Raw genomic sequence first — 21,977 nt, 5'->3', positions numbered from 1 at the left:
GATGAAATCAAATTTAATTGCTTCAGTGACAAGTTTGCCATCTTCGCCACTGCATCACATGATTCAGCGTTACACCATGTCAGATGCGCATTTTGAGCGCATCTGCCAGCTCATATATCAACGTGTGGGTATTGTGCTGGCTGCACATAAACGGGAGATGGTTTACAACCGTTTAATTCGGCGTTTGCGTACCCTTGAAATACGTGATTTTGGGCAATACCTGTTCGTTCTTGAAAATGACATGAATAGTGAGGAGTGGCAGGAATTTATCAATGCATTGACAACTAACCTGACGGCGTTTTTCAGGGAAGCTCATCATTTTCCTCTGTTAGCTAAACATGCAAGTAAAAAAAATGGATCGTACCGGGTATGGAGTGCAGCGGCATCGACAGGAGAAGAGCCATATTCGATTGCAATGACGCTAAGTGATGCCTTAGGGGAGCGCTTTCACCGGGCAAAAATTATTGCCAGTGATATTGATACCCATGTATTGGAAAAAGCACGCAAAGGGGTTTATCGACTGGATGAGTTGCGTCAACTGACCGATCAACAGAGAAAACGTTACTTTTTTAAAGGTATTGGATCTTATGAGGGTTATGCTCGTGTCCGGCCCCAACTTGCTGACATGGTGACATTCCAGCATCTAAACCTGTTAGATCCCAATTGGCCATTTGAAGAGAAGTTTGATGCCATCTTTTGCCGTAATGTTATGATTTATTTTGATAAAAAGACGCAGGAACGGATACTGCGCCATTTTGTTGCTTTGTTAAAACCCGATGGATTGCTCTTTGCAGGGCATTCTGAAAATGTCACTCAAATAAGCCGGGAATTCTACTTGCAAGGACAGACCGTTTACGGTGTAGGCCGGGCAAGGAGAGGTCATGAATAAAATAACTGTTCTTTGTGTCGATGATTCAGCGCTTATGCGTCAAATCATGCGAGAGATCATCAATAGTCACCCGGATATGGAGGTAGTGGCTTGTGCGCCAGATCCACTGGTAGCACGTGATCTAATTAAAAAGCATAATCCACAAGTACTCACACTGGATGTTGAAATGCCACGCATGGATGGTATTGATTTTCTGGAAAAATTAATGCGCTTACGGCCAATGCCGGTGGTTATGATCTCTTCCCTAACAGCCAAAGGTTCTGAAATCACATTAAGGGCATTGGAACTTGGTGCTGTTGATTTTGTAACCAAACCTCAATTGGGTATTCGTGAAGGCATGCTGGCTTACAGTGAACTTATCGCGGAGAAAATACGGACAGCAGCACAGGCTAAATTATCTGTACCAGTAATCACACCCGTAAGTTCTGCTCCTTTAAGTTTTAAACCTTTGTTATCCAGTGAAAAACTGATAGCAGTAGGCGCTTCTACTGGAGGAACGGAAGCAATAAAGAATTTGTTGCAACCGTTACCTGTCACTAGCCCGGCACTACTTATTACTCAACATATGCCACCTGGTTTTACCCGTTCTTTTGCTGAACGACTGAATAAACTTAGCCAAATTACCGTAAAAGAGGCTGAAAATGGTGAACGGATTTTGCCGGGGCATGCTTACATTGCTCCGGGTGATCGCCATATGGAACTATGTCGTAATGGTGCTGATTACCAGGTTCTGATCTCCGATGCACCAGCTGTTAATCGTCATCGTCCGTCTGTAGATGTGTTGTTTCGATCAATTGCTAAATTTGCCGGGAAGAATGCTGTCGGAGTGTTACTGACCGGCATGGGCAGTGATGGCGCAGCGGGTTTACTAGAGATGAAGCAAGCGGGAGCGTACACATTGGCGCAGGATGAAGCAAGTTGTGTGGTATTTGGTATGCCAAGAGCGGCAATACAAATGGGGGCGGTAGATGAGGTGATGGATATACTCAAAATGAGCAAGAGAATGCTGGCAAAAATAAGCTCGGGGCAAGCTGTCCGTATTTAACGGCTATCGGATATACACTAAAGATTTCAAGATGCATCGCGACGGCAAGGGAGTGAATCCCCGGGAGCATAGCAAACTATGTGACTGGGGTGAGCGAGTGCAGCCAACAAAGAGGCAACTTGAAAGATAACGGGTATAAATTTAATATTTTTTAAGCGGCTCTGTGCTGACTGGTAAATAATTTCAAGGAGTTTTTATGGCGAATAAGGATCTGAGATTTTTGGTGGTTGATGATTTTTCAACCATGCGTCGCATCGTTCGTAACCTTTTAAAAGAATTGGGCTTTAATAATGTAGAAGAAGCTCAAGATGGGGCAGAAGCTCTGGCTAAGATTCGTGCATCGCAATTTGACTTTATCATCTCTGATTGGAATATGCCCAATATGGATGGTTTAGAGTTGCTAAAAATCATTCGTGAAGATGCCCAATTGGCTAAGATACCGGTTTTGATGGTGACCGCAGAAGCGAAGAAAGAAAATATCATTGCAGCCGCACAAGCCGGGGCCAGTGGCTATGTTGTTAAACCTTTTACCGCAGCTACTCTGGAAGAAAAGCTCAACAAAATATTTGAAAAACTGGGCCTCTAAGGAGACATAATGAGTGTAAATCCAGTCATGCCAAGGGATGAGACCATTAGTGCCAGTGAAATTATCAGCCGTATCGGCCAGCTTACGCGTATGTTGCGTGATAGTTTACGTGAATTGGGATTGGATCAAACCATTGCCCAAGCTGCTGAGGCAATACCCGATGCGAGAGAACGCCTGGACTATGTTGTGCAGATGACAGCGCAGGCGGCGGAAAGGGCGCTTAATTGCGTTGAAGCGGCGCAACCTCGTCAGAATGAGTTAGAGTCATCGGCAATATTACTGAAAAAACGTTGGGATGAGTGGTTTGAAAACCCAGTTGAGATGCCTGTGGCACGCTCGTTGGTTATGGATACCCGGAATTACCTCAATTCGGTACCTGAACATACTGCTTTCACTAATGCTCAACTGCTGGAGATCATGATGGCACAAGACTTTCAGGATCTTACCGGTCAAGTTATCAAGCGGATGATGGATGTTATTCAGGAAATAGAAAAACAGTTGGTGATGGTATTAATGGAAAACATACCGGCTGACCAGATGGCGAAAACTAAGAAAGAGGCTGACAGCTTACTAAATGGTCCGCAGGTGAACCAAAACGGCGTGGGCGTTATTGCTAATCAGGCTCAGGTTGATGATCTACTGGATAGCTTAGGTTTCTGAATAAACGTGGCAAGAGGCCGCTGAATACATGTACACTGAGCCAGCTCAACTGGCTCTTCATCTGTTTGAAAACCGGTTTACTGAGTTTGTCTCAATTACATTTTTAATCAATTGCCCGAAACTCCATCACTCAAAGAGAAGGAGCAGAGGATAATATGACACAGCATAAAGAAAAATTTGATGGTTTGGCTAAAGGTTATGATCGCTACCGCCCTCGTTACCCGCAGGCACTTTTCCGTGAAATTTGCCACTGGCTGCCTAAAGACAGGGCACTGTCTGTTGTCGATATTGGTGCTGGAACCGGCATTGCTCTCGGGGGGCTGGCAAATCTGCTTGGTCAGCAACACCACTACACTGCCATTGATATTTCGCAGGATATGATCGACACCGGTAAACAGAAACTGCCATGGGTCAGTTGGTTACATGGCAGTGCTGAACAGCATCTCGCCAATGTAGGTAATCTTGACCTGATCATGGCAGCACAATCTTTTCAATGGATGGATCGGGTAACGGTATTAAATCTGGTCAGAAACAGTTTGGCGGATAATGGCATCATAGCGATCCTGCAAAATAACCGAGATTACCGGCATAGTGAATTTCTGAATGAGTATGAAAATCTGCTGGAAGAATTAAGCCCTAACTATAGCCGTCACTATCGGGATTTTGACTATGCGCAGGAATTGAATACGGTATTCCTGCATGAAAATGCCCTCCGTATTACACTCAATACCCATTGGAGTATGCCTATTCCTAGCGAAGCTTTTATCGGGATGAGTCGTTCATCGACTCAAGTGCAACGTGCTTTAGCTGTTCACGGTGAGTTATTTATCGAAAGATTAAAAATGCTGGTGGATAAATATCAATTTGAGGGGAAATTGGCAATTTTATATGAAAGCCAACTGTTTATGGTTGTTAAGCAGGTTAATTCTGGAAACGAATAATGTCAGAAATAGCGATCAGCTTCTCTATACCAACTGAGGAAGATATCAAGGGAGTATTATTTTGCAGGCTTTTCAGGAACACCCCTGGTTATTGAATTTATTAACTCATGCACAAAGCCGAAAACTTAATGAGTATCAACTTGAAGATACACATCAGTGGGAAAATGTACATGTTTATGATAATTATACAAAGATGCAGCGGTATTGATCGATATTAATCTTATTCTCTCTGACGGAATAAAATAGAATGGTTGTGGTTATCTTTGCATGAAACGGTTACACTCAATCATCCATGTTATTACATGTGGCAACTGTTACTAAAGGTGAAACAGCTTATAGCCGCTGTTTCACCTTCTCCTTGCAAGCCAGACTAATACTAATAAAACAAGAGAGTAGCGATAATATCTAAACCAAATACAATATCCAGAGTGCTCCAAATTTTTATTACAGCGATATCCTACTTAATGAGGCACTTCAAATTTAAAGTAATCGCTGAGGAGAACTATTTTGTCGTCCATAATTTCTATTAATGTTACGCCCATATTGCTATAAATATCACTATTTTTACGACGCCCTTCATTTTCCCAAATAACGCAAGCCTGGCTATTACTAGCAATGAAACCAGTTTGCCTAAAATGTAAATATTCAAAATTTGAGAAAAGTTTCTTGAGAAAAATAATCGACATCTTTTTACCTACCATTGGTGGAAGGCCCGGATAATAAAGTGAAATATCTTCAGAAAAAATATTATCCAGTCGTTTAAGGTCATACTGATTCATTGAGCTAAGAAGTTCTGCGGTTAACTCATCTATTCGGTTCATTATGTTTTGTCCTCTGTTTTATTTACTTGCCAGCATAATCGCGTTAAAAATTTAGGTCTGGCTGATGACTTCATTTTCCTGCTGCAAAACGTTTAATCGTTGCGCCAGTTGACGGACCCTCGGTGCGTTAAATAGATCGCGTAACGTTATTTCAACGCCGAAGTCACTACGCACTCTTGCTATTACCCGCATTGCAACTAAAGATTCGCCGCCGAGCTCAAAGAAATTATCCTCTGGAGAGATATTTTCTAATCCCAATAACTCGGCAAACAGACGACAAAGCGAGAGTTCTTGTGGGCTGGAGGCACCACTTTCATTGACTACTACACTGTTCCACGTGGGTTTCGGTAACGCTTTACGATCTAACTTTCCGTTAATGGTCAACGGGAAGTGATCAAGCTGCACTATTGCCGCTGGAATCATCGCTTCCGGCAAGCATGTGGTCAGACTGGACCGTATTAACTGTGGTTCAAGCGTAATACCTTTATGAGCAATGACATAACCCACCAACCGCTTCTGTTGACCTTCATCTTCACGCACAATGACCTCAGACTGCACGATATCAGGGTGCGCATTTAACGCTGCCGCCACCTCGCCCAATTCAATACGGAAACCGCGGATTTTAACCTGATCATCAGTACGGCCAAGGAAGTCCAATACCCCATCCCGACGCAATCTTGCCAGGTCACCCGTGCGATACATACGCGCATCTGTGCCGATAAAAGGATCAGCAATAAAGCGTTCAGCAATGAGTTCAGGACGATTCAGATAACCACACGTTACCCCTGCACCGCCCACATATATCTCACCCACAAAACCTACCGGAACCGGGCACTGAGCCTCATCAAGAATATAAATACCGAGATCATCAATAGGTTCACCAATAAGACTTGAAGCAGGCTGAGCAACGACTTCACGTGAAAGAGGGAAATAGGTCACATGTACAGTGGTTTCAGTAATACCATACATGTTGATCAACTGAGGTGCGTTGTCATCGTGCCTTTGATACCACTCCTCCAGAATATGCGCATTCAGCGCTTCTCCGCCAAAAATCACCGTGCGTAGCACCAAACTCTGCCCAAGCTCAGGGGCTTCGCGATCAGCATGGATCAGCGCCTGAAACGCTGAAGGTGTCTGATTTAACACCGTCACTTTTTCGCTAACCAAAAGCTGCAAAAAATCTGTAGGTGAACGGCTGACTTCCCAGGGAACGATCACCAATCTTCCGCCATTCAACAATGCTCCCCAACACTCCCAGACAGCAAAATCAAAAGCATAAGAGTGAAACATTGTCCAACAATCAGTTTCAGAGAAATTAAACCAGCGCTGAGTACTTTGTAGCAAACGCATCACATTATGATGAGTCACTACTACGCCTTTGGGCACACCGGTGGAGCCAGAAGTGTAAATGATATAGGCAGGATGTGCTGAAATCAGCGGTTGCAAGCGCTCTTTGTCAGACAGATCAGCAACACTTTGCATTTCCAGATGGGTGATCAATTTGGGATCATCTAGCAATACCATGGGGGTATTGGTTGTCAGGCGTTGCGCAATTTCACTGGTGGTGATCACACAAGCAGGTTCTGCATCGTCAATCATAAAATCAAGACGACTTTGCGGATAATCCGCCTCCACTGGCACGTAAGCAGCACCAGCCTTGATGATAGCCAGCAGTGTCACCATCATCTCAATAGAACGAGGTAAGCAGACCATAACACGTTGTTCCGGGCCTATTTGCCGTGATACCAGATAGCGCGCCAGTTGGTTAGCACGTTGGTTCAATACCGTATAACTAATATTCTCCTGCCGATAAGTCAGCGCCACACTATCTGGCTTTGCAATTGTTTGTTGTTCAAAGCGCGAGGTCAGAGTTTCCTCATTTAATACTGTGCGCCGTGCAGGTAATAGGCTGCCTCCTATGTGCCAACCTGGCAATGTTAGTTCACCAATGGGACGTGATATATCCGCCAGCAATTCAGTGATGAAATGCTGAAAAAGAGATTTTTGAAGGTTAATATCGTGGGGAGTGTAGAGGTTATCATTGGTATCGAGCGTAAACTGCAAACTGTCGCCTTCGCCATGATAATAAATGGTTACAGTGAGGTCCTCTACCGGTCCACTGGACAAATTTTTGGTACGCCCAAAATTACCCGCAAAGCTCACATTGCTGTTAAACAGCATCACATTGATATTCTGGGCAAACAAGCGGGGGGCAGAACCATTTCGCTGTAAATCACGATAGATATCTTCAGAACGATACTGCTGATGTTTGAGTAACTGGCGGATTTCTTGGCTGACCTGCTTACTAATGTCACCTATGGAATGAGCAGGATCTATTGTCAGACGCAGAGGTAATACATTGGATACCATACCTGGAATACTACGTAACATACGCCCTGAACGCGCAGTTACTGGCATACCCAAAGTAATATCCTGCTTATCGGTCATACGAGAAATCCAGGAAGCAACGATTGCAATAATAATTTGAGCCATACTACTTCCACTCTCTTCACTCAGAGTACGCAGAATATCATTGACCTTTGCCGGGATTTCACACTGAGTGCAACTGAACGAACCCAAGTCGGCAAACTGACCGGGTTTCGCCCCTACGGCAAGGCTCTGTGGCTCACTTCGGCCTGCCATATACTGTGACCACCACTGACGGTCATGTTGAAAATTTTCCGAGCGGCGGTACTCTTCATCAAAAGCCAACAGATCACTAAGAGGCCCGAAAGGATTTTCCAGCTCAGCAGCGCCAGTCAATTTCTGGGTATACAGTTCAGCAAGCCGCTGAATCAGCAGTGTAGTGCCAAAAGCATCACTAGCCAGATGATGGACACGGATAAACAAAAAATAGTGGTCATCACTGATTTTTAGCAGCGCAAAACCAAACAACGGCCCCTGTGTTAACTCCATCGGCTGCACCAATTCAGCCTTCATCCAGATTTCAGCTTCTGTTACCGCATCCACATGGTTAGATAAATCAATAAGCGGACATTTCCATTGCAGGTTGGTAACAATCTGTTGTTGTAGTTCTTGTGGGTGCGGTACAACCACCACTCGTAAACATTCAGCTTCATCTATCAATTGGGACAATGCCGAGTTAAGTGTCTCAATATCGATAGCGCCTGAAATATCAATATAACAACCAGTGTTATAAATTCCTGCGCTTACATTTAATTGTTCAGCCAGCCAAATTTCCTGCTGTGCTGCGGTCAGGGGGTAATAGCTCCCTTGATGTTGTTTCATAATTAATCCTCACAGGCTGGTGATATTTTTATTTATATAAATTGCGTAATGTGATGTCTGCCTGAGAACCACGCAGCAAAATCAATATGGCGCAGAAGCAAACAACGACAGCAATAACAAAGGGAAGCCCTTGAAAATAGAGAGATTGTCCCTGGCGAGATGAAAAATGCAGCAATAACGCCCCCAACAGCGGTGAAGCAGTGATAGCCAGACCCAACATACAGTTCTGTGCTCCCAGATATTCCCCTTGTCGCTCATTGCCTGCACGCAATGAAATCAAAGCACGAAGCGTTGAATCGCTGATCAACGCCAGTGCATGTAAAGCAATTGCACCAGCAACAATAAGTGGTGATACCGCCAGGCTATAAGCGATAAACGCCAACATATAGAGTCCGTAACCGATGATCGCTGTGCGGTATTCGTTACAGTGCGCCACGAACATTTTTAGCAACCAAGTTTGCGTTATGATGATCCCGACGCCGAGCCCGGTGAGAGCCAGACCGTTTTCACGTGGTCCCCAGCCCAAACGCATTTCATTGAGTAAGACAAAACAGGCCAGAAAAATGCCATAAGCCACCATGCCAAGAGCCGAAGCATAAACCAGTCGTCTCAGTACCCCATCCGTCGCCAGTAGTTTCAGGCTGCCCAAAGGGTTGGCACGGCGCCAGTCGAACGAACGCCGGTTCTCCTTGGTCAGACTTTCGTTCAGAACGAACATAGCGGCAATAGCGTTCACGGCTGCCAGTGAGCCAGCAATCACAAACGGAAGGCGCGGTGCAATCATGCCCAATAGCCCTCCGAAGGCTGGCCCGGCAACCATGCCGAAGCCAAGAACACCGCTGACCAGACCGAAACGCGCTGCCCGCTGTGCTTCTGGTGTCACATCTGCTACGTAAGCTGATGCAGCGGAAGTACTGGCGGCAGTGGAGCCTGAAAGAAATATACCGGCCACCAGCCATCCTAATGACGGTGCTGTCGCCACCAGCGTATAGCTCAGCGCTGTGCCAAACAGTGTTGAAAGTAATACCGGCCGCCTTCCCCAAGCGTCGCTAAGCGCCCCTAACAACGGGGCGAAAAGGAACTGTGCAAAAGCATATAGTGAGACAAATAACCCGATTAACGGCACACCCGCTTCCGGTGGTTGAGGGGCAATCTCCCGCAACAGATCGGGTAAAACCGGGAGTACAATCCCGATACCCAAAGCATCCACAGCCAATGTCATTAGGATCACGGCCAATCGGCGTTTATGCTGGCGGTTTTCAGGAAGGTGAACCGTTGGGGAAGAATCACTCATACCTGTCCTCCTTTTATTATTGACGGAAAGTGATGGATTATCGCCTGCGATACATGTGCTACGTGCTCTTCCATCAGACAGCTATAATGATTCCCCGGCACTTCTGCGATACGAATGGGAAGGCTGGAGAACTTCTCCCAACCCCAGGCATTGGTCTCCCGGATCTCCGGCACAACAACCCCTTTCGGTAAGGGTTCTACCGCTTTTACTAACAGCATAGGAATTGGCAACTGTACGGGTATTGGACGATATTTCGGTGACATATCCGACGCAGCCCGATAGACATTGAACAATCCGTTAATTGAGCCCATATCATTCTGCGCCTGAATCAACGAGAAACGTTTTAGCTGCTCTTTGATATAGCTTAGTAACGCCTCGCGGGGTAATGCACGCATTTCATCGTCATCCAAGCTGTCGATCATTTCCAGTCGGTCAGTGTAGTAGGCAAAAATACCAAGAATAACTTTGGCAATATCAGCATCTTCCTGATACGGAACTGGTGCATAGGGTGGCGCGGCAGAGTCGAGTAGCACTAGAGAACCGATGCTTTCTCCTTCAGCATGAAGCTGCCGTGCCATTTCATAAGCTACTTTTCCACCTAATGAATGACCGCCGATATGATATGGTCCCTGCTGCTGAACCGATCGCAAACAGGCAATATAATGTGTTGCTATCTCTGCCACCGATTGGTGCGGCGCAGTTTTTCCATCAAGTCCCAAATATTGCATACCGATAAATGGCAGTTCTCGTGGTAATGCCGCGGCCAGGGGCATAAATTGGGTAACATTGCCACCCATACCCGGCACACAAAAGAAGGGTGAATAATTACCATTACCGCCGTGATTAATTGGCACCAGGCAGTAGCGGATGTGGGCATTCTCAGGAGCCAGGCTCTTTTTATCGTCAGATAGTGAACGGACAACACGTGCCATTGTCGGCTGTTCGAGAAACTCCGCCAGCGTCAGACAGTACTGGAAATGGTCACGCAAACGGGAGATCATCTGTGTTGCCAACAGTGAATGACCGCCCAGTTCGAAGAAATCATCTTCCAGGTTAATCGTCTCTTCACCTAGTAACTCATACCACAATTGACGAACTGCTTCCTCTGGGCTGGCGGAATCAGATATCACTGATAAATCCTGTAATTGTGTGCGCCGAACAGGAGTAAATTTACTGACAACGATCTGTGCTTCCATTCCGGCGATAGCCAGATCGAAAATAGCGCAGCCCTCTTGATTACTGAGACCAATCACACTTTCTTGACGGCGTGCAGCATAATCCACGGCCATTCCCACTTCTGCCCAGGTATCCCAATTAACTGACGTTACCGGTATAGCCTGCTGTCGCCAGTAGTGTGCCACGGCATCAAGATAACGGTTCGCCGCCGCATAGTCTGCCTGACCCATTCCACCTACCAATGAGGCAAGTGAAGAGCACAACAGAACAAAGTCGACAGAGTCCTGACTCATCGCCGTCATCAGTTGCTGTGTACCACTGACTTTTGCCGCCATCACATGCCGCCAGTCCTGCGACGTGCCATGCTCCAGCAATCCACTGGCTTCAATACCTGCTGAATGAATCACACCGTTGATAGCACCAAATCTTGCTCGCATCTGTGCCAGTGCTTCATTTAATGCCACACCGTCAGCAACATCAGCGCACAACATCATGACTTCAGCACCAGATTTCTGTAACACATCGAGTAAAGCTTCACTTGCCGCATTAGTTCCCCGGCGGCTCAAAATACCGAGTTTAACCTTACTGCATTTATTGCTGATGTGACGCGCCAGTGACTGACCGATACCTCCCAGCCCACCAGTAATTAGATAAACACCGCCATCACGCAGAATTTGCTGGTGCGGGATCTCATCAAGTTCAGTCAATGTCTGCAATTCACGCTCACCTTGCTTAAGCGTAATGCTGGTAACCGGTATTCCTTCTGCTGCTTCTTCCGGTTGCATATCCGTATACAGTTCCGCAATCAGCGATTGATATGTAGCAAAAGTGTCATCATCCAGATCGATATGACGTGCAGAACACCCCGGATACTCGGCCGCCAATATTCCGAGCAAACCAAGCGCGGGTGCGGCATTACAGGCTTCCAACACTCTGGCTGCCTGTAACCCACGGGAAATTAGGGTAATATTAAAAACCCTGTGATGACCGGTAAGCGCTTTAATTGCAGCCGCCAGTTGTTCAAACGCGGCCTCTGGTTGAGAAATCCCTGCCGCAGTCCAGCACCAGATGATACGTTCTGGTAGCATTTGTTGCTGTATCAGGCAATCTATCAGCCGTTGATAATCTTCGGGCTGATCCTTACGCAAACGAAAGCGGTAGGTACTCTGTTGCAGAAATTCATCAGCATCTTCAACAACGATACTGCCGGGCGCTGCTGCTTGCCATAAATCACTCAGTTCAGCGGCTTGGGCACCAAAAATCAACCACGGCGCACGATTCTGTTTTGCTTCACCTAGAGGCTTCGGTAACCATCGAGGGTAACGACACCACCGTACTACATTCGACTCACTTGCTGGCTGGAATGGTAAGGAATTGAACTGGCGTAAATTGTAACCGTGGATTTCAACCAGCACCTGCTTGCAATTCTGGCTCTCGTCCCAACTAAATAGCGTTATGTCATAAGTCCGTGGAGCCGTTTCAACCGCCAGACTGTAAAATTCGGCACATAATGGCTGGTGCAGCGTCAGCGAACCGTAATGGAATGGTATTGAAGCATCACCCGGCAACAGACAGGCATGTAGGAACACCGTGCCCAAGTCGAGTAAAGCCGGATGTAATGCAATATCAGGCAAATCATCGATAAATGCCTGGTTGAGTCGCAACTGCGCCAACGCACAGCGATCACCCATCCACACACCTGCAATGCATTGCCAACGCGGTCCATAGTCAGCAAATGCCTGATTGAAACGCTCCGGCGCCTCTGCAACTTCTTCAAGCTGCAAATTCCGACGTAGCTCATAAGGTGAAACAATCTCTGCTGGTGGAGAGCATATGGCAGTAATATTGCCGTTTGCATGGAGTTGCCACATGTCATTACCATCGTCGCGAGACTCCAGCGTAAAGGCAAAGCTGCGATCAATGGCGGTCAAGCTGATGCGTATCTGACGCTCAACACCTGACGATAGTACCAATGGTGAGGGGAAGTAAACTTCACTGAAAGTAGCTGTGCCACCGGGTTGCAATTCGTTAAAAGTACGACGCACTAATTCCAGACAACCTGTGCCCGGTAATACACCTTGCCCTGCGAAAATGCGATGTTCATCAATAAACCAGACATTATCATCTAGCTTACAAGTAAATTGTGTGACCCCCTCTCTATCCGATAACTGTGTGAAAATCGGTAGTTTTCTCTGTTGTGTACTTATAACCGTGGCTGATGTAGTGACAGGATGTTCCAACCAGAGATGTTGGCGTTGGAGGGGATGCACTGGCAGCATAACCCGATGTAATTTGTGTGAATGACTAAATGCAGCCCAATCGATAGCGACACCTTGCTGCCATAACTGCCCGACAGCATTGAACAATACCTCTTCATCCAGTTTCTGCTGGTGAGTATGGCGCATCGTGGTTAGTATCTGAGCCTGGCCTTTCTGCTGTAGATCTTTCAGCATGCTGCTCAGTGCACGCCCTGGACCGACTTCAAGCAGGATTGGATTGTCATAATGGTTCAGCAACGTAAGAATACCATCATAAAAGCGTACTGGCCGACGCAGATGATCTCCCCAATAACCAGAATTATCGCGATCTTGTTCACTGAACCAACTACCACTGATATTGGATATTATCGGAATGGTACTGGATTGTAGCGTGAAGCCTGCGCTGAATTCCCGCATCTGTTGTGCGGCAGCATCCATCAATGAACTATGAAATGCATGTGATGTCGTTAGTCGCCGGCAAGAAATACCTGCCTTGTTGCATTGCTCTTCCAGTATCGCAATATTGTCATGGCTGCCAGTTATCACGCACTGTTCAGGCCCGTTGAGCGCTGCAAATTCACACTCTGGTGCCAGCGAAACCATACGTTCAGATGATGCCTGTACCGCCAGCATTGCCCCTGTGGGCTGGCGCTGCATGATTGCAGCTCGATTTGCTACCAATGCCAGTGTATCTTCCAGTTCAAGCATACCCCCTACACAGGCCGCAACCAGTTCACCGAGGCTATGACCAATCATTGCTTGGGGGGTAATACCCCAAGCTTGTAGCTGGCAGGCCAGTGCATACTCAACAGTGAACAGCGCAGGCTGAGTATAACGTGTAGCATTTAACCGGCTGACAGCATTGTCGCGTTCCGATTGCGGATAAATTAACTGCCTGATATCCAGTTTGATGTGTGGCTGTAGCAGTTCGGCACAGCGATCAAATTGCTGGCGGAATACACCATCACGCAGATAGAGCGATTGACCCATTTCAATAGACTGACTGCCTTGTCCCGGAAACATAAAAATCACCGATCGAGGCTGTTGTTTGCGACTCATAGTCTTAGTCTGTGGTGATAGTCGGCGTAGTTGATTAATTAATTGCTCCCGATCTCTTCCCACAACAAAAGCACGCTCACTGAAAGCGCTGCGTCCTTGTTGCAAAGTCCCGGCAATATCCGCCAATGGCTCATTACCGGTAGTCAGTGCGACTGCCAAGCGTTCCACTTGCTGAATTAACGCTTGTGGCGTTTTCGCTGAAATCGGCAGCAGATGCCAGAGCTCGTCATCTAATATACGGACATCTTGCTGGCGCGGAGCTTCTTCCAGAATAAGGTGCGCGTTAGTGCCACCAATGCCGAAAGAACTTACACCGGCACGACGTGGCTTACTTGTTTGCGGCCACGGGCATGCTGTATTGATTACAGAAAACGGGGTCTGTTCGAAGTGGATTGCAGGATTGGTTTGATGATAGTGAATACTTGGCGGCAAAGTCTGGTGACGTAGCGCCAACACGGTTTTGATTACACCGGCTATACCGGCAGCCGCATCAATATGTCCTATATTTCCTTTCACAGAACCTATTGCACAACTCCCTACAGGTAATACTTCACCATCAGATTGCTCCAGGAAAGCCTGAGTCAGCGCACGTATTTCTACTGGATCGCCTAAAGAGGTCGCCGTACCATGTGCTTCGATATAACTGATGCTGGCAGGCGATACCCCGGCATTACGCAGCGCGTCTTTGATCACTGAAGATTGACCGTCAATACTTGGTGCCGTGTAACTCACCTTCTGTGCACCATCATTATTGACAGCAGAACCTTTAATTACCGCATGGATGGTATCGCCATCCTCCAAAGCAGCGGACAGACGTTTTAGTAATATCATCCCACCGCCGCTGCCGCTGGCTGTACCGTTGGCCGCCGCATCAAATGGTCGGCAAAGGCCATCTGGAGACATAATTCCACCACTGACATGGACAAAGCCAACCTGTTGCGGGTCCAGCGCTACAGCACCTGCCAATGCCATACCACATTCACCACGCCGTAGGCTTTCGCAGGCAAAGTGAATAGCGGTGAGTGATGACGAACAGGCGGTGCCAATACTGACAGCCGGTCCGCTAAGGTTCAGCTTGTAAGCAGTACGTGTAGCGATAAAATCCTTGTCATTACCTATTTGCCACTGACCGGGGTCGAGGTGCATCCGGTCTTTATTTGGCATGACGTTTTCCAGCAGGTAATAATTGAAGCCACTGCTACCAAAGACTCCCACTGAACGCGGTGTACTATCATTGCCATAGCCAGATAGTTCCAGCGTTTCCCATGCCATTTCAAGAAACAACCGCTGTTGCGGGTCCATCACCTGCGCTTCACGTGATGAATAACCAAAGAAACGTGCATCAAACTCCGCACACCTCTCCAGCAAACGTGCGCGTCTGACAAACTGTGGGTGACTTAACAGCGCTGGATCGACGCCACGTTGTAACAATTCCTCGTCAGACAACTCCACACTAGCATCGTAACCCGCCAACAACCTCTGCCAAAAAGTGTCGAGATCTGGCGCTTGTGGGAAGCGGCCCGTCATACCAATAATTGCAATAGCATTGCTATCCAGAGTCGAAACATCCAACGTTGGTCTTGCTCTCTTTTCAGTGACTATCAGCGGTGTGGCTGCAACAGGTGTTTTTTGCTGCGACAGCGCATCCAGTAGTTGAGCCTGTTGTCGAATGGTGGGATGAGCGAAAATATCGGTCACAGACAAGCCTCCACCAAACGCCTCATTCAATTGCTGGAATAGCGCCATAACCCGTAGTGAGTGGCCGCCAGCATCGAAAAAGTTTTCGTCATAACCGATCTCATCCCTCTCCAGCAGTTCACGCCAGATAGCTTCAACGCGACTGAGTGATGACACAACTTTGGCTGGCAAAGGAGAAGATTGATGCTGACCGGCACGTGTCAGTTTCATTTCAGCCAACGCTTTCAGATCGATTTTTCCCGTAATACCGGTAGGCAGAGCATCAAGGAAGAACAGCGCTGTCGGCACCATCACTTCATTAACCTGTTGGCGTAATTCGCTCAGGATCTCACTGCGGCTGGTTTCGCCGACAATGTATCCCGCCAACTCTTTATTCCCTTTGCTATCGGTGATCGCCAGCGCTTCGGCCTGACGTACACCCGGTAACGCACTTAGGGCGGCACGCACAGCATTCAGTTCAATTCGGTGACCACGGATTTTTACCTGACGGTCAACCCGACCAACAAACTCCAGTGCGCCATCCATGCGTTGGCGCACCATGTCGCCGGTACGGTACATACGAGCTTTTAATTGTGGTGCAAAGCTATCGGGTAAAAACACCTCAGCGGTTTTTTCATCCATACCCAGATAGCCCTGTGCAACACAGGTTCCCGCTAAATAAAGTTCACCCATTTCCCCCGGTGCCACGGGCTTTCTCTGTTCATCAAGCAGATGGAAGCGAACATCGCCCATTGGACGCAGCACTAGATTTTGTCCTTCGGCATGATAATCGGTAAGGGATACCACAATCGCACATTCAGTAGGGCCGTATCCATTCATCAGCCTACGCCCTACAGACCAGCGTTGGGCGACTTCGGGCATACAAGGTTCACCGGTTACGATAAGCACCTGGAGATTAGGCAGCGGTACTAACGGCACTATCGTCAACGCGGAAGGTACAATCCACATATGCGTAATCTGTTTATGTGCCAGCCACTCTGTCAGATCACTGCCAGGCAACAGTTGCTGTTTCTTACCGAAGACCACACAAGCACCCGCTACAAGCGCTGGAAAAATTTCTCCCAACATCACATCAAACACGGGCGAGGAGTACTGCACTATGCGAGAAGAAGGTTCAAGCCTCAGCTCATCGCGGATTGCCAGAATGTTATGGCAGACACTGCGGTGGGTGACAGCAACACCTTTCGGTTTACCCGTTGATCCAGAAGTGTAAATAACGTAAGCACAATCATCCGGCTGACAGATCGCCGCCATAGTCATATAGGGTGCATTGGCTATATCTAACTCATCGATATTAATTGCCGCCAGACCAAGACGCTGGCACAGAGGCGCTGTTTCATTTCGGCACAATATCGCTTTTACTTCCGCATTATCAATCACATACCGATTTGCTGGTTCGGCGTTATCAGGAGCCAATGGCACAAACACCGCACCAATCCGGTTAATTGCCAGCATTGCCGTGACATTATGTGGATGGTGCCCCATCAGAATGCCAACTCGATCACCTCGGCTTACATCTACTTGTTGAAGTTGCTGCGCTACATATGCGGTCAATGTATCAAGCTGCTGATAACTCAGACTTAATTCATCACTTTCCAGTGCCACATGTCCGCCATACCGGGACAGGTTCTGTTGAAACAACTGAAACAATCCCTGTGGCTTATCAGCCATGAGTTCTGGTTGAGTACTACGGCCAGCATTAACCGTCAACAAATCCGCCAATGCAATATCTGGTTTTTCAATGAGTTGTGGCAAAATAGCCAGTAAATACTCACTCATCCGTCCTAGAGTGGCGGCAGATAATCCCCCCGGCATTGCCATAAAATGAGCGTAAACCTGACCATTTACACGATTAATAGCCAGCTCCAAATCAATTTTGGCGCGATAGTCCCCCAACTCAACGTCTGAAACCTTCATGTCTCCTAATGTTGCATCGTTTGGTTGATCCAGTTCACAGGAGAAAATAGTTTGGAAAGCAGGATTTTTACCCGCCACACGTGGCAAATTAAGTGTTTGTACCAAATAATCGAACGGTAAATCACGATTTTCAAGGATGTCGAGACTAACCTGTCGCGTATGCATTAAGAGTTGCTGAAAAGTGTGTAACTCACGGCTATTGATACGTACTGGCAAAGTGTTAGCAAAGTAGCCAATCAGCGCATCCCATGCAGGTATGGTGCGCAGCGACACCGGTGTTCCGACTATAAGATCCTGCTCATTACTTTGCTGGCGCAGCAGGAGTGCAAATAAACTCAACCAGACCATAAACGGTGTACAGTTTTGCTCGCGAGCCAATTTCTCTACACCTTCAACATACACTTGGGGAACAACACAACTTATTGCAGCCGCTTCGTCAGTTGGTGCAGCCATCTCATTCAGTATCAGAGTAGCTGGCGCATCCGCCAATTGTTGACGCCAGAAATGAATCTGTTGCTGTACCGCCGGTTCAGTCAGTCGAGTGCGCTGCCAGGTAATGAAATGCCCATAGTTTGCTGCCAACACGGGTAGCATGGGTGCTTTACCGGCCAGACGTGCCTGATAGCAGTGCCGTAACTCATCAAAAAGTATTGCCAGCGAGCGGCCATCGGAAATAATGTGATGCAGAGTAATACAAAGCACATGCTCTTGCGGAGACAATGTAAACAGTACTGCACGGATGAGTGGTCCATTGGCGAGATCGAAACTTGCCATCATTTCTTCTCGCAACTTCGATGCCAGCGCAGATTCGCCGCCGGAGATATTCTGTTGGCGCAGGGTTAGCGTTAATTCAGGCGCAACCTGATAACTGGGTTCAAAACTGGATGTTCCATCCGGCTTGTTTACTTTGCTGACTTGACTGGAGAATGTGGTACGCAATACATCATGACGTTGCACTACATCATTCAGCGCCTGCATTAACGCATTAAAATGCAGATTACCATGCAGACGCCATGTGACAGGTACGTTGTAACTGCAATCATCCGGCCGTTGCATGGCAATCAACCACAAACTGCGCTGGCCGAATGAGAGTAAATCACTGGCCTGCGAAACGTGCTGCACAGCAACACTCTGTTTCGTACTGCTCTTTTCAACGCTATCCTTTTCAATACCGTCCAGTAACGAGGCCAACCCGGCGATAGTTGGATGATTGAAAATAGCGGAAAGTTTAAGCTGAACACCAAATGTCTTATTGATCTGCGTAATCAGATTGGCAGCAATTAATGAATTGCCACCACAATAGAAGAAATTATCTTCCGTACCGATGACCTGAACCCCTAATGCCGTTCTCCATAATGCCAGCAATTGTTCTTCACGAGCGTTAGCCGGTTCTGTCATAGATTCCTGATTTTCTGGTAGCGAAAAATCTGGAACCTGCAAGCGCTTGCGATCAACCTTCCCATTGGGGGTAGTTGGTAATTTATCGAGAAACACGAAAGCACGCGGCATCATATGTTCGGGTAGCCGCAGGGACAAATAACCACGTAACTTGTCAGTATCAGCCGATGACACAACATAGGCGACCAACACTTTATTATTTGTACTGTCATTACAGGCGACAACCGCGCACTGGCGCACATCTGCGTGTTCCAATAGCGCGCTCTCCACCTCGCCTAACTCGACGCGAAAACCGCGAATTTTAACCTGATGATCACTGCGTCCCATGAAATCAATAGTACCGTCAGCCAGGAAACAACAAATGTCCGAGGTGCGATAGAATCGCGTACTACTATTATTGTTATTGTCTGCCACAAAACTGTCTGCCACAAAACGGCCTTGGTTATCGAATTTGCCGGTAATAAATTTCTCTGCCGTGAGTTGAGGATTATTGAGATATCCTTTTGCTACGGTAACACCTGCAATCAACAATTCACCACTAATGCCAATCGGCACTTGTTGCAGGTGTTTATCAACAATGAATAGCTCACAGCTAGCCAGCGGCCTACCTAATGGAATTACTCGCCCGGCCTCCAATGGATGTGTTTCCGGATCAAAAACAGTGCTATCAATGGTTGCTTCAGTTACACCGTAAGAACCCAGAATACGCGCGTCTGGGCGGCACAGCGCTTGTGCTGCGTGCAGCTCATGACCAAACCAGACATCAGCCCCACATACCAGTGTTGATAATCCATCCAGACGTTCCCCATTATCCTGACAGAACTGAATTAATTGACGCAGTACCACAGGAGGAAAATCACCGAAGGTCACGCCTTCGCTCATCATTAAGCGGTGCATTTCAGCTGCATCTAGCAACCACTCACGCGGACACATAACCAAGCATCCACCACAGCCCAGAGTACGACTGAAATCCCCTATACTGAGATCGAAAATCGGTGCAGCAAGTTGTAGTGATACCGGCTCCCCGGGTTGGGTGAAACGATAGTCATGGCACCAGGCATGGAACGATGCATGCAGACTACCGTGGCTTACCTCTACTCCTTTTGGATTACCGGTTGAACCAGAAGTATAAATAACATAGGCTGAATCACTCTCCTGAACTGACCAGATTGGCTGCACATCCGGCGGCGCTGGTTGACGAAACAGCCTATCAACTTCCAGCACAATGGCACGAAAATCAAGCAAACCAATAGCATCCTGTTCACTGGTGAGGATCAGTACTGGCTGTGCATCATTTATCTTATCGGCGAAGCGGGGATCAGAGGGGGACAACGGCACATAAACCGCACCGGCAGAGAGAATAGCGTAAAAAGAGATGACAATTTCTGGCCGGTAGCTCATCAATACGGCAACCCGGCTACCCGGCCCAACGCCACACTGGCGCATCTTCGCGAGCAGGCATTGCGCGTACTCATCCAGTTGAGCATAGGTGAAACGTTGATCACGCCAAACAATAGCTCGTGCATCTGGATTATTACGCACTTGTGACTTGATGCGTTCAGCTACTGAAATAAACGCCAATACCGGCAGAGGTTCTGCTGGCCGGGAGAAGCGAGCCAGTGTTTCCAGCTCTTCTGGCGGCAACATGCTACATTTGGCGACAGAACGCTCAGGTTCACTTAACAATGCATCCAACAATTTCTCATAGTGATTCACCATGCGAGTAATGGTGAGGTTATCAAACAAATCGGTATCAAATTCAACCAGACAGAGTAGTGAATTCGGGGATTCTTCTATCGATAACGTCAAATCATATTTAGCAGTACCAGAATGGATAAATTGTACTTCTGCTGCTAACCCATCCAGTTGCAATGCTTGTCCCGGACTCTTCAAATAATCAAACATAATCTGAAAAACAGGGGGATGACTCAGAGAACGCAGGGGTTGTACCACATCGACAATCTCATCAAACGGCAAATCAGCATTTTCATATGCATCAAGCAATATATCGCGCGCTTGAACCAATAGATCACTGAAACTTATCCCTTTGTTAAAGCGAAAACGCAACGGTAATAAATTGATAAAAAAGCCAAGGCGGACATGTTCATCAATATTGTGACGATTCGCAAATGGACTGCCAATAACGATGTCGTCATCATGTGAATAGCGATTCAGCAATACTGCAAAAGCGGAAATTGCCACCATATAAGGTGTCAATCCATAACGTTGGCAGATTTTAGAAATACGTCCAACGAGAGATAAAGGAAGTGACTTCTGATATACCGCGCCACGTCCCCGTTGTTCTAATAGCCGTGGTCGATCGGTGGGTAATTTATGTAGTTCAGGCAATTCCGCCAGCTGTTTTCCCCAATAATCGCGTAAGCGTTGCCGACGAGCGCTATTCGTATGAATATCTATTACAGAGTCACTGGCATGCGGGTAGGTAATTGTCGCCAACTTAGGCTGTTGGCCTACTTTATACTGGTTATAGGCATGGCTAAAATCATTAAGAAAAACGTGAGTCGACCAATCATCAAATACAATATGGTGAAGTGTAAATATCAACTGATGATCGTTCTCTTGCCGGCGAAGCAGTAAATAACGAAAAGGCAAATCGTTATTGAGATTAAAACAATATCTGGCTTCGTTATCACAGATAGACTGTACTTTGGTTTCGCGTTCCTCCGGGGAATAATCGCTGAGATCACTGATACGTAATTCAGGCCACTGCGGATTCAATGCTATCTGCAATTCTCCATTGAGAACATGAAATTGTGAACGCAACACCGGATGGCGCTCAATCATAAAAATAATAGCTTGTTCAAGCGCTTCCTCATTTAACAAACCATGCAAACGTAACGAAAATGGCACGTTATATAATGCTAAGTCCATATTTCCTTGGCTGATGAACCATAGCCTGCGTTGAGCAGGCGTTGGCAATAAGAATGGAACATTCGATAAGGTGTTTGAATAATTACTCACAAAA

General features: G+C 47.1%; 9 protein-coding genes and 1 pseudogene. 6 read left to right on the top strand and 4 right to left on the bottom strand.

The genetic code is table 11. The features are described 5' to 3' along the window. Position 1: 1 nt before the first annotated feature. From cheR to AAC155_RS10145, 6 genes and pseudogenes are all read left to right on the top strand, one after another. Positions 2–889 carry a protein-glutamate O-methyltransferase CheR gene (cheR, locus tag AAC155_RS10170; RefSeq protein ID WP_113042037.1) on the top strand — a complete coding sequence of 296 codons (888 nt, stop codon included), beginning with the start codon at positions 2–4 and terminating at the stop codon, positions 887–889. Continuing rightward, on the top strand, positions 882–1,934 hold the full coding sequence (locus tag AAC155_RS10165; protein ID WP_113042036.1) for a protein-glutamate methylesterase/protein-glutamine glutaminase: 1,053 nt from the start codon (positions 882–884) through the stop codon (positions 1,932–1,934). The genes cheR and AAC155_RS10165 overlap by 8 nt, the downstream gene beginning before the upstream one ends. A 196-nt stretch (positions 1,935–2,130) precedes the next feature. Further along, entirely contained in the window at positions 2,131–2,520 is a 390-nt protein-coding gene (cheY, locus tag AAC155_RS10160; protein ID WP_011146127.1) for a chemotaxis response regulator CheY, read from the top strand. Positions 2,521–2,529: 9 nt separating this feature from the next. Further along, entirely contained in the window at positions 2,530–3,180 is a 651-nt protein-coding gene (gene cheZ / locus AAC155_RS10155; protein ID WP_113042035.1) for a protein phosphatase CheZ, read from the top strand. Between the two features lie 155 nt (positions 3,181–3,335). Next, complete coding sequence (locus AAC155_RS10150) at positions 3,336–4,121, top strand: class I SAM-dependent methyltransferase (RefSeq protein ID WP_113042034.1); 786 nt, start codon at positions 3,336–3,338, stop codon at positions 4,119–4,121. A 236-nt stretch (positions 4,122–4,357) separates the two neighbouring features. After that, a pseudogene (locus AAC155_RS10145) lies at positions 4,358–4,495 on the top strand (IS630 family transposase); the annotation flags it as partial. Positions 4,496–4,582: 87 nt separating this feature from the next. On the opposite strand, the gene AAC155_RS10140 reads toward AAC155_RS10145, so the two are convergent. The 4 genes from AAC155_RS10140 to AAC155_RS10125 are packed head-to-tail and all read right to left on the bottom strand — an operon-like array spanning position 4,583 to position 21,973. Next, positions 4,583–4,942 (bottom strand): nuclear transport factor 2 family protein, encoded by a 360-nt coding sequence (locus tag AAC155_RS10140; RefSeq protein ID WP_113042033.1) that lies wholly within the window; start codon positions 4,940–4,942, stop codon positions 4,583–4,585. Between the two features lie 51 nt (positions 4,943–4,993). Next, positions 4,994–8,191: a non-ribosomal peptide synthetase gene (locus tag AAC155_RS10135; protein ID WP_113042032.1), complete on the bottom strand. Its 3,198-nt coding sequence runs from the start codon at positions 8,189–8,191 to the stop codon at positions 4,994–4,996. A 28-nt stretch (positions 8,192–8,219) separates the two neighbouring features. After that, on the bottom strand, positions 8,220–9,485 hold the full coding sequence (locus tag AAC155_RS10130; RefSeq protein WP_113042031.1) for an MFS transporter: 1,266 nt from the start codon (positions 9,483–9,485) through the stop codon (positions 8,220–8,222). After that, entirely contained in the window at positions 9,482–21,973 is a 12,492-nt protein-coding gene (locus AAC155_RS10125) for a hybrid non-ribosomal peptide synthetase/type I polyketide synthase (protein WP_229015616.1), read from the bottom strand. Before AAC155_RS10125 ends, AAC155_RS10130 begins: the two co-directional genes overlap by 4 nt. Positions 21,974–21,977: the final 4 nt, after the last annotated feature.

This window comes from Photorhabdus sp. HUG-39 (assembly GCF_963878365.1).
GTDB classification, from domain to species: domain Bacteria; phylum Pseudomonadota; class Gammaproteobacteria; order Enterobacterales; family Enterobacteriaceae; genus Photorhabdus; species Photorhabdus kayaii.
Note: the sequence above shows the minus strand (reverse complement) of the source record. Positions and strands in the feature narration are given on the sequence as shown.

Bases quoted from the DNA above. Each gene is read 5' to 3' on its own strand.
- AAC155_RS10150 (WP_113042034.1), top strand. From the start codon at position 3,336: ATGACACAGCATAAAGAAAAATTTGATGGTTTGGCTAAAGGTTATGAT.
- AAC155_RS10130 (WP_113042031.1), bottom strand. From the start codon at position 9,485: ATGAGTGATTCTTCCCCAACGGTTCACCTTCCTGAAAACCGCCAGCAT.
- AAC155_RS10140 (WP_113042033.1), bottom strand. From the start codon at position 4,942: ATGAACCGAATAGATGAGTTAACCGCAGAACTTCTTAGCTCAATGAAT.
- cheY (WP_011146127.1), top strand. From the start codon at position 2,131: ATGGCGAATAAGGATCTGAGATTTTTGGTGGTTGATGATTTTTCAACC.
- AAC155_RS10135 (WP_113042032.1), bottom strand. From the start codon at position 8,191: ATGAAACAACATCAAGGGAGCTATTACCCCCTGACCGCAGCACAGCAG.
- AAC155_RS10165 (WP_113042036.1), top strand. From the start codon at position 882: ATGAATAAAATAACTGTTCTTTGTGTCGATGATTCAGCGCTTATGCGT.
- cheR (WP_113042037.1), top strand. From the start codon at position 2: ATGAAATCAAATTTAATTGCTTCAGTGACAAGTTTGCCATCTTCGCCA.
- cheZ (WP_113042035.1), top strand. From the start codon at position 2,530: ATGAGTGTAAATCCAGTCATGCCAAGGGATGAGACCATTAGTGCCAGT.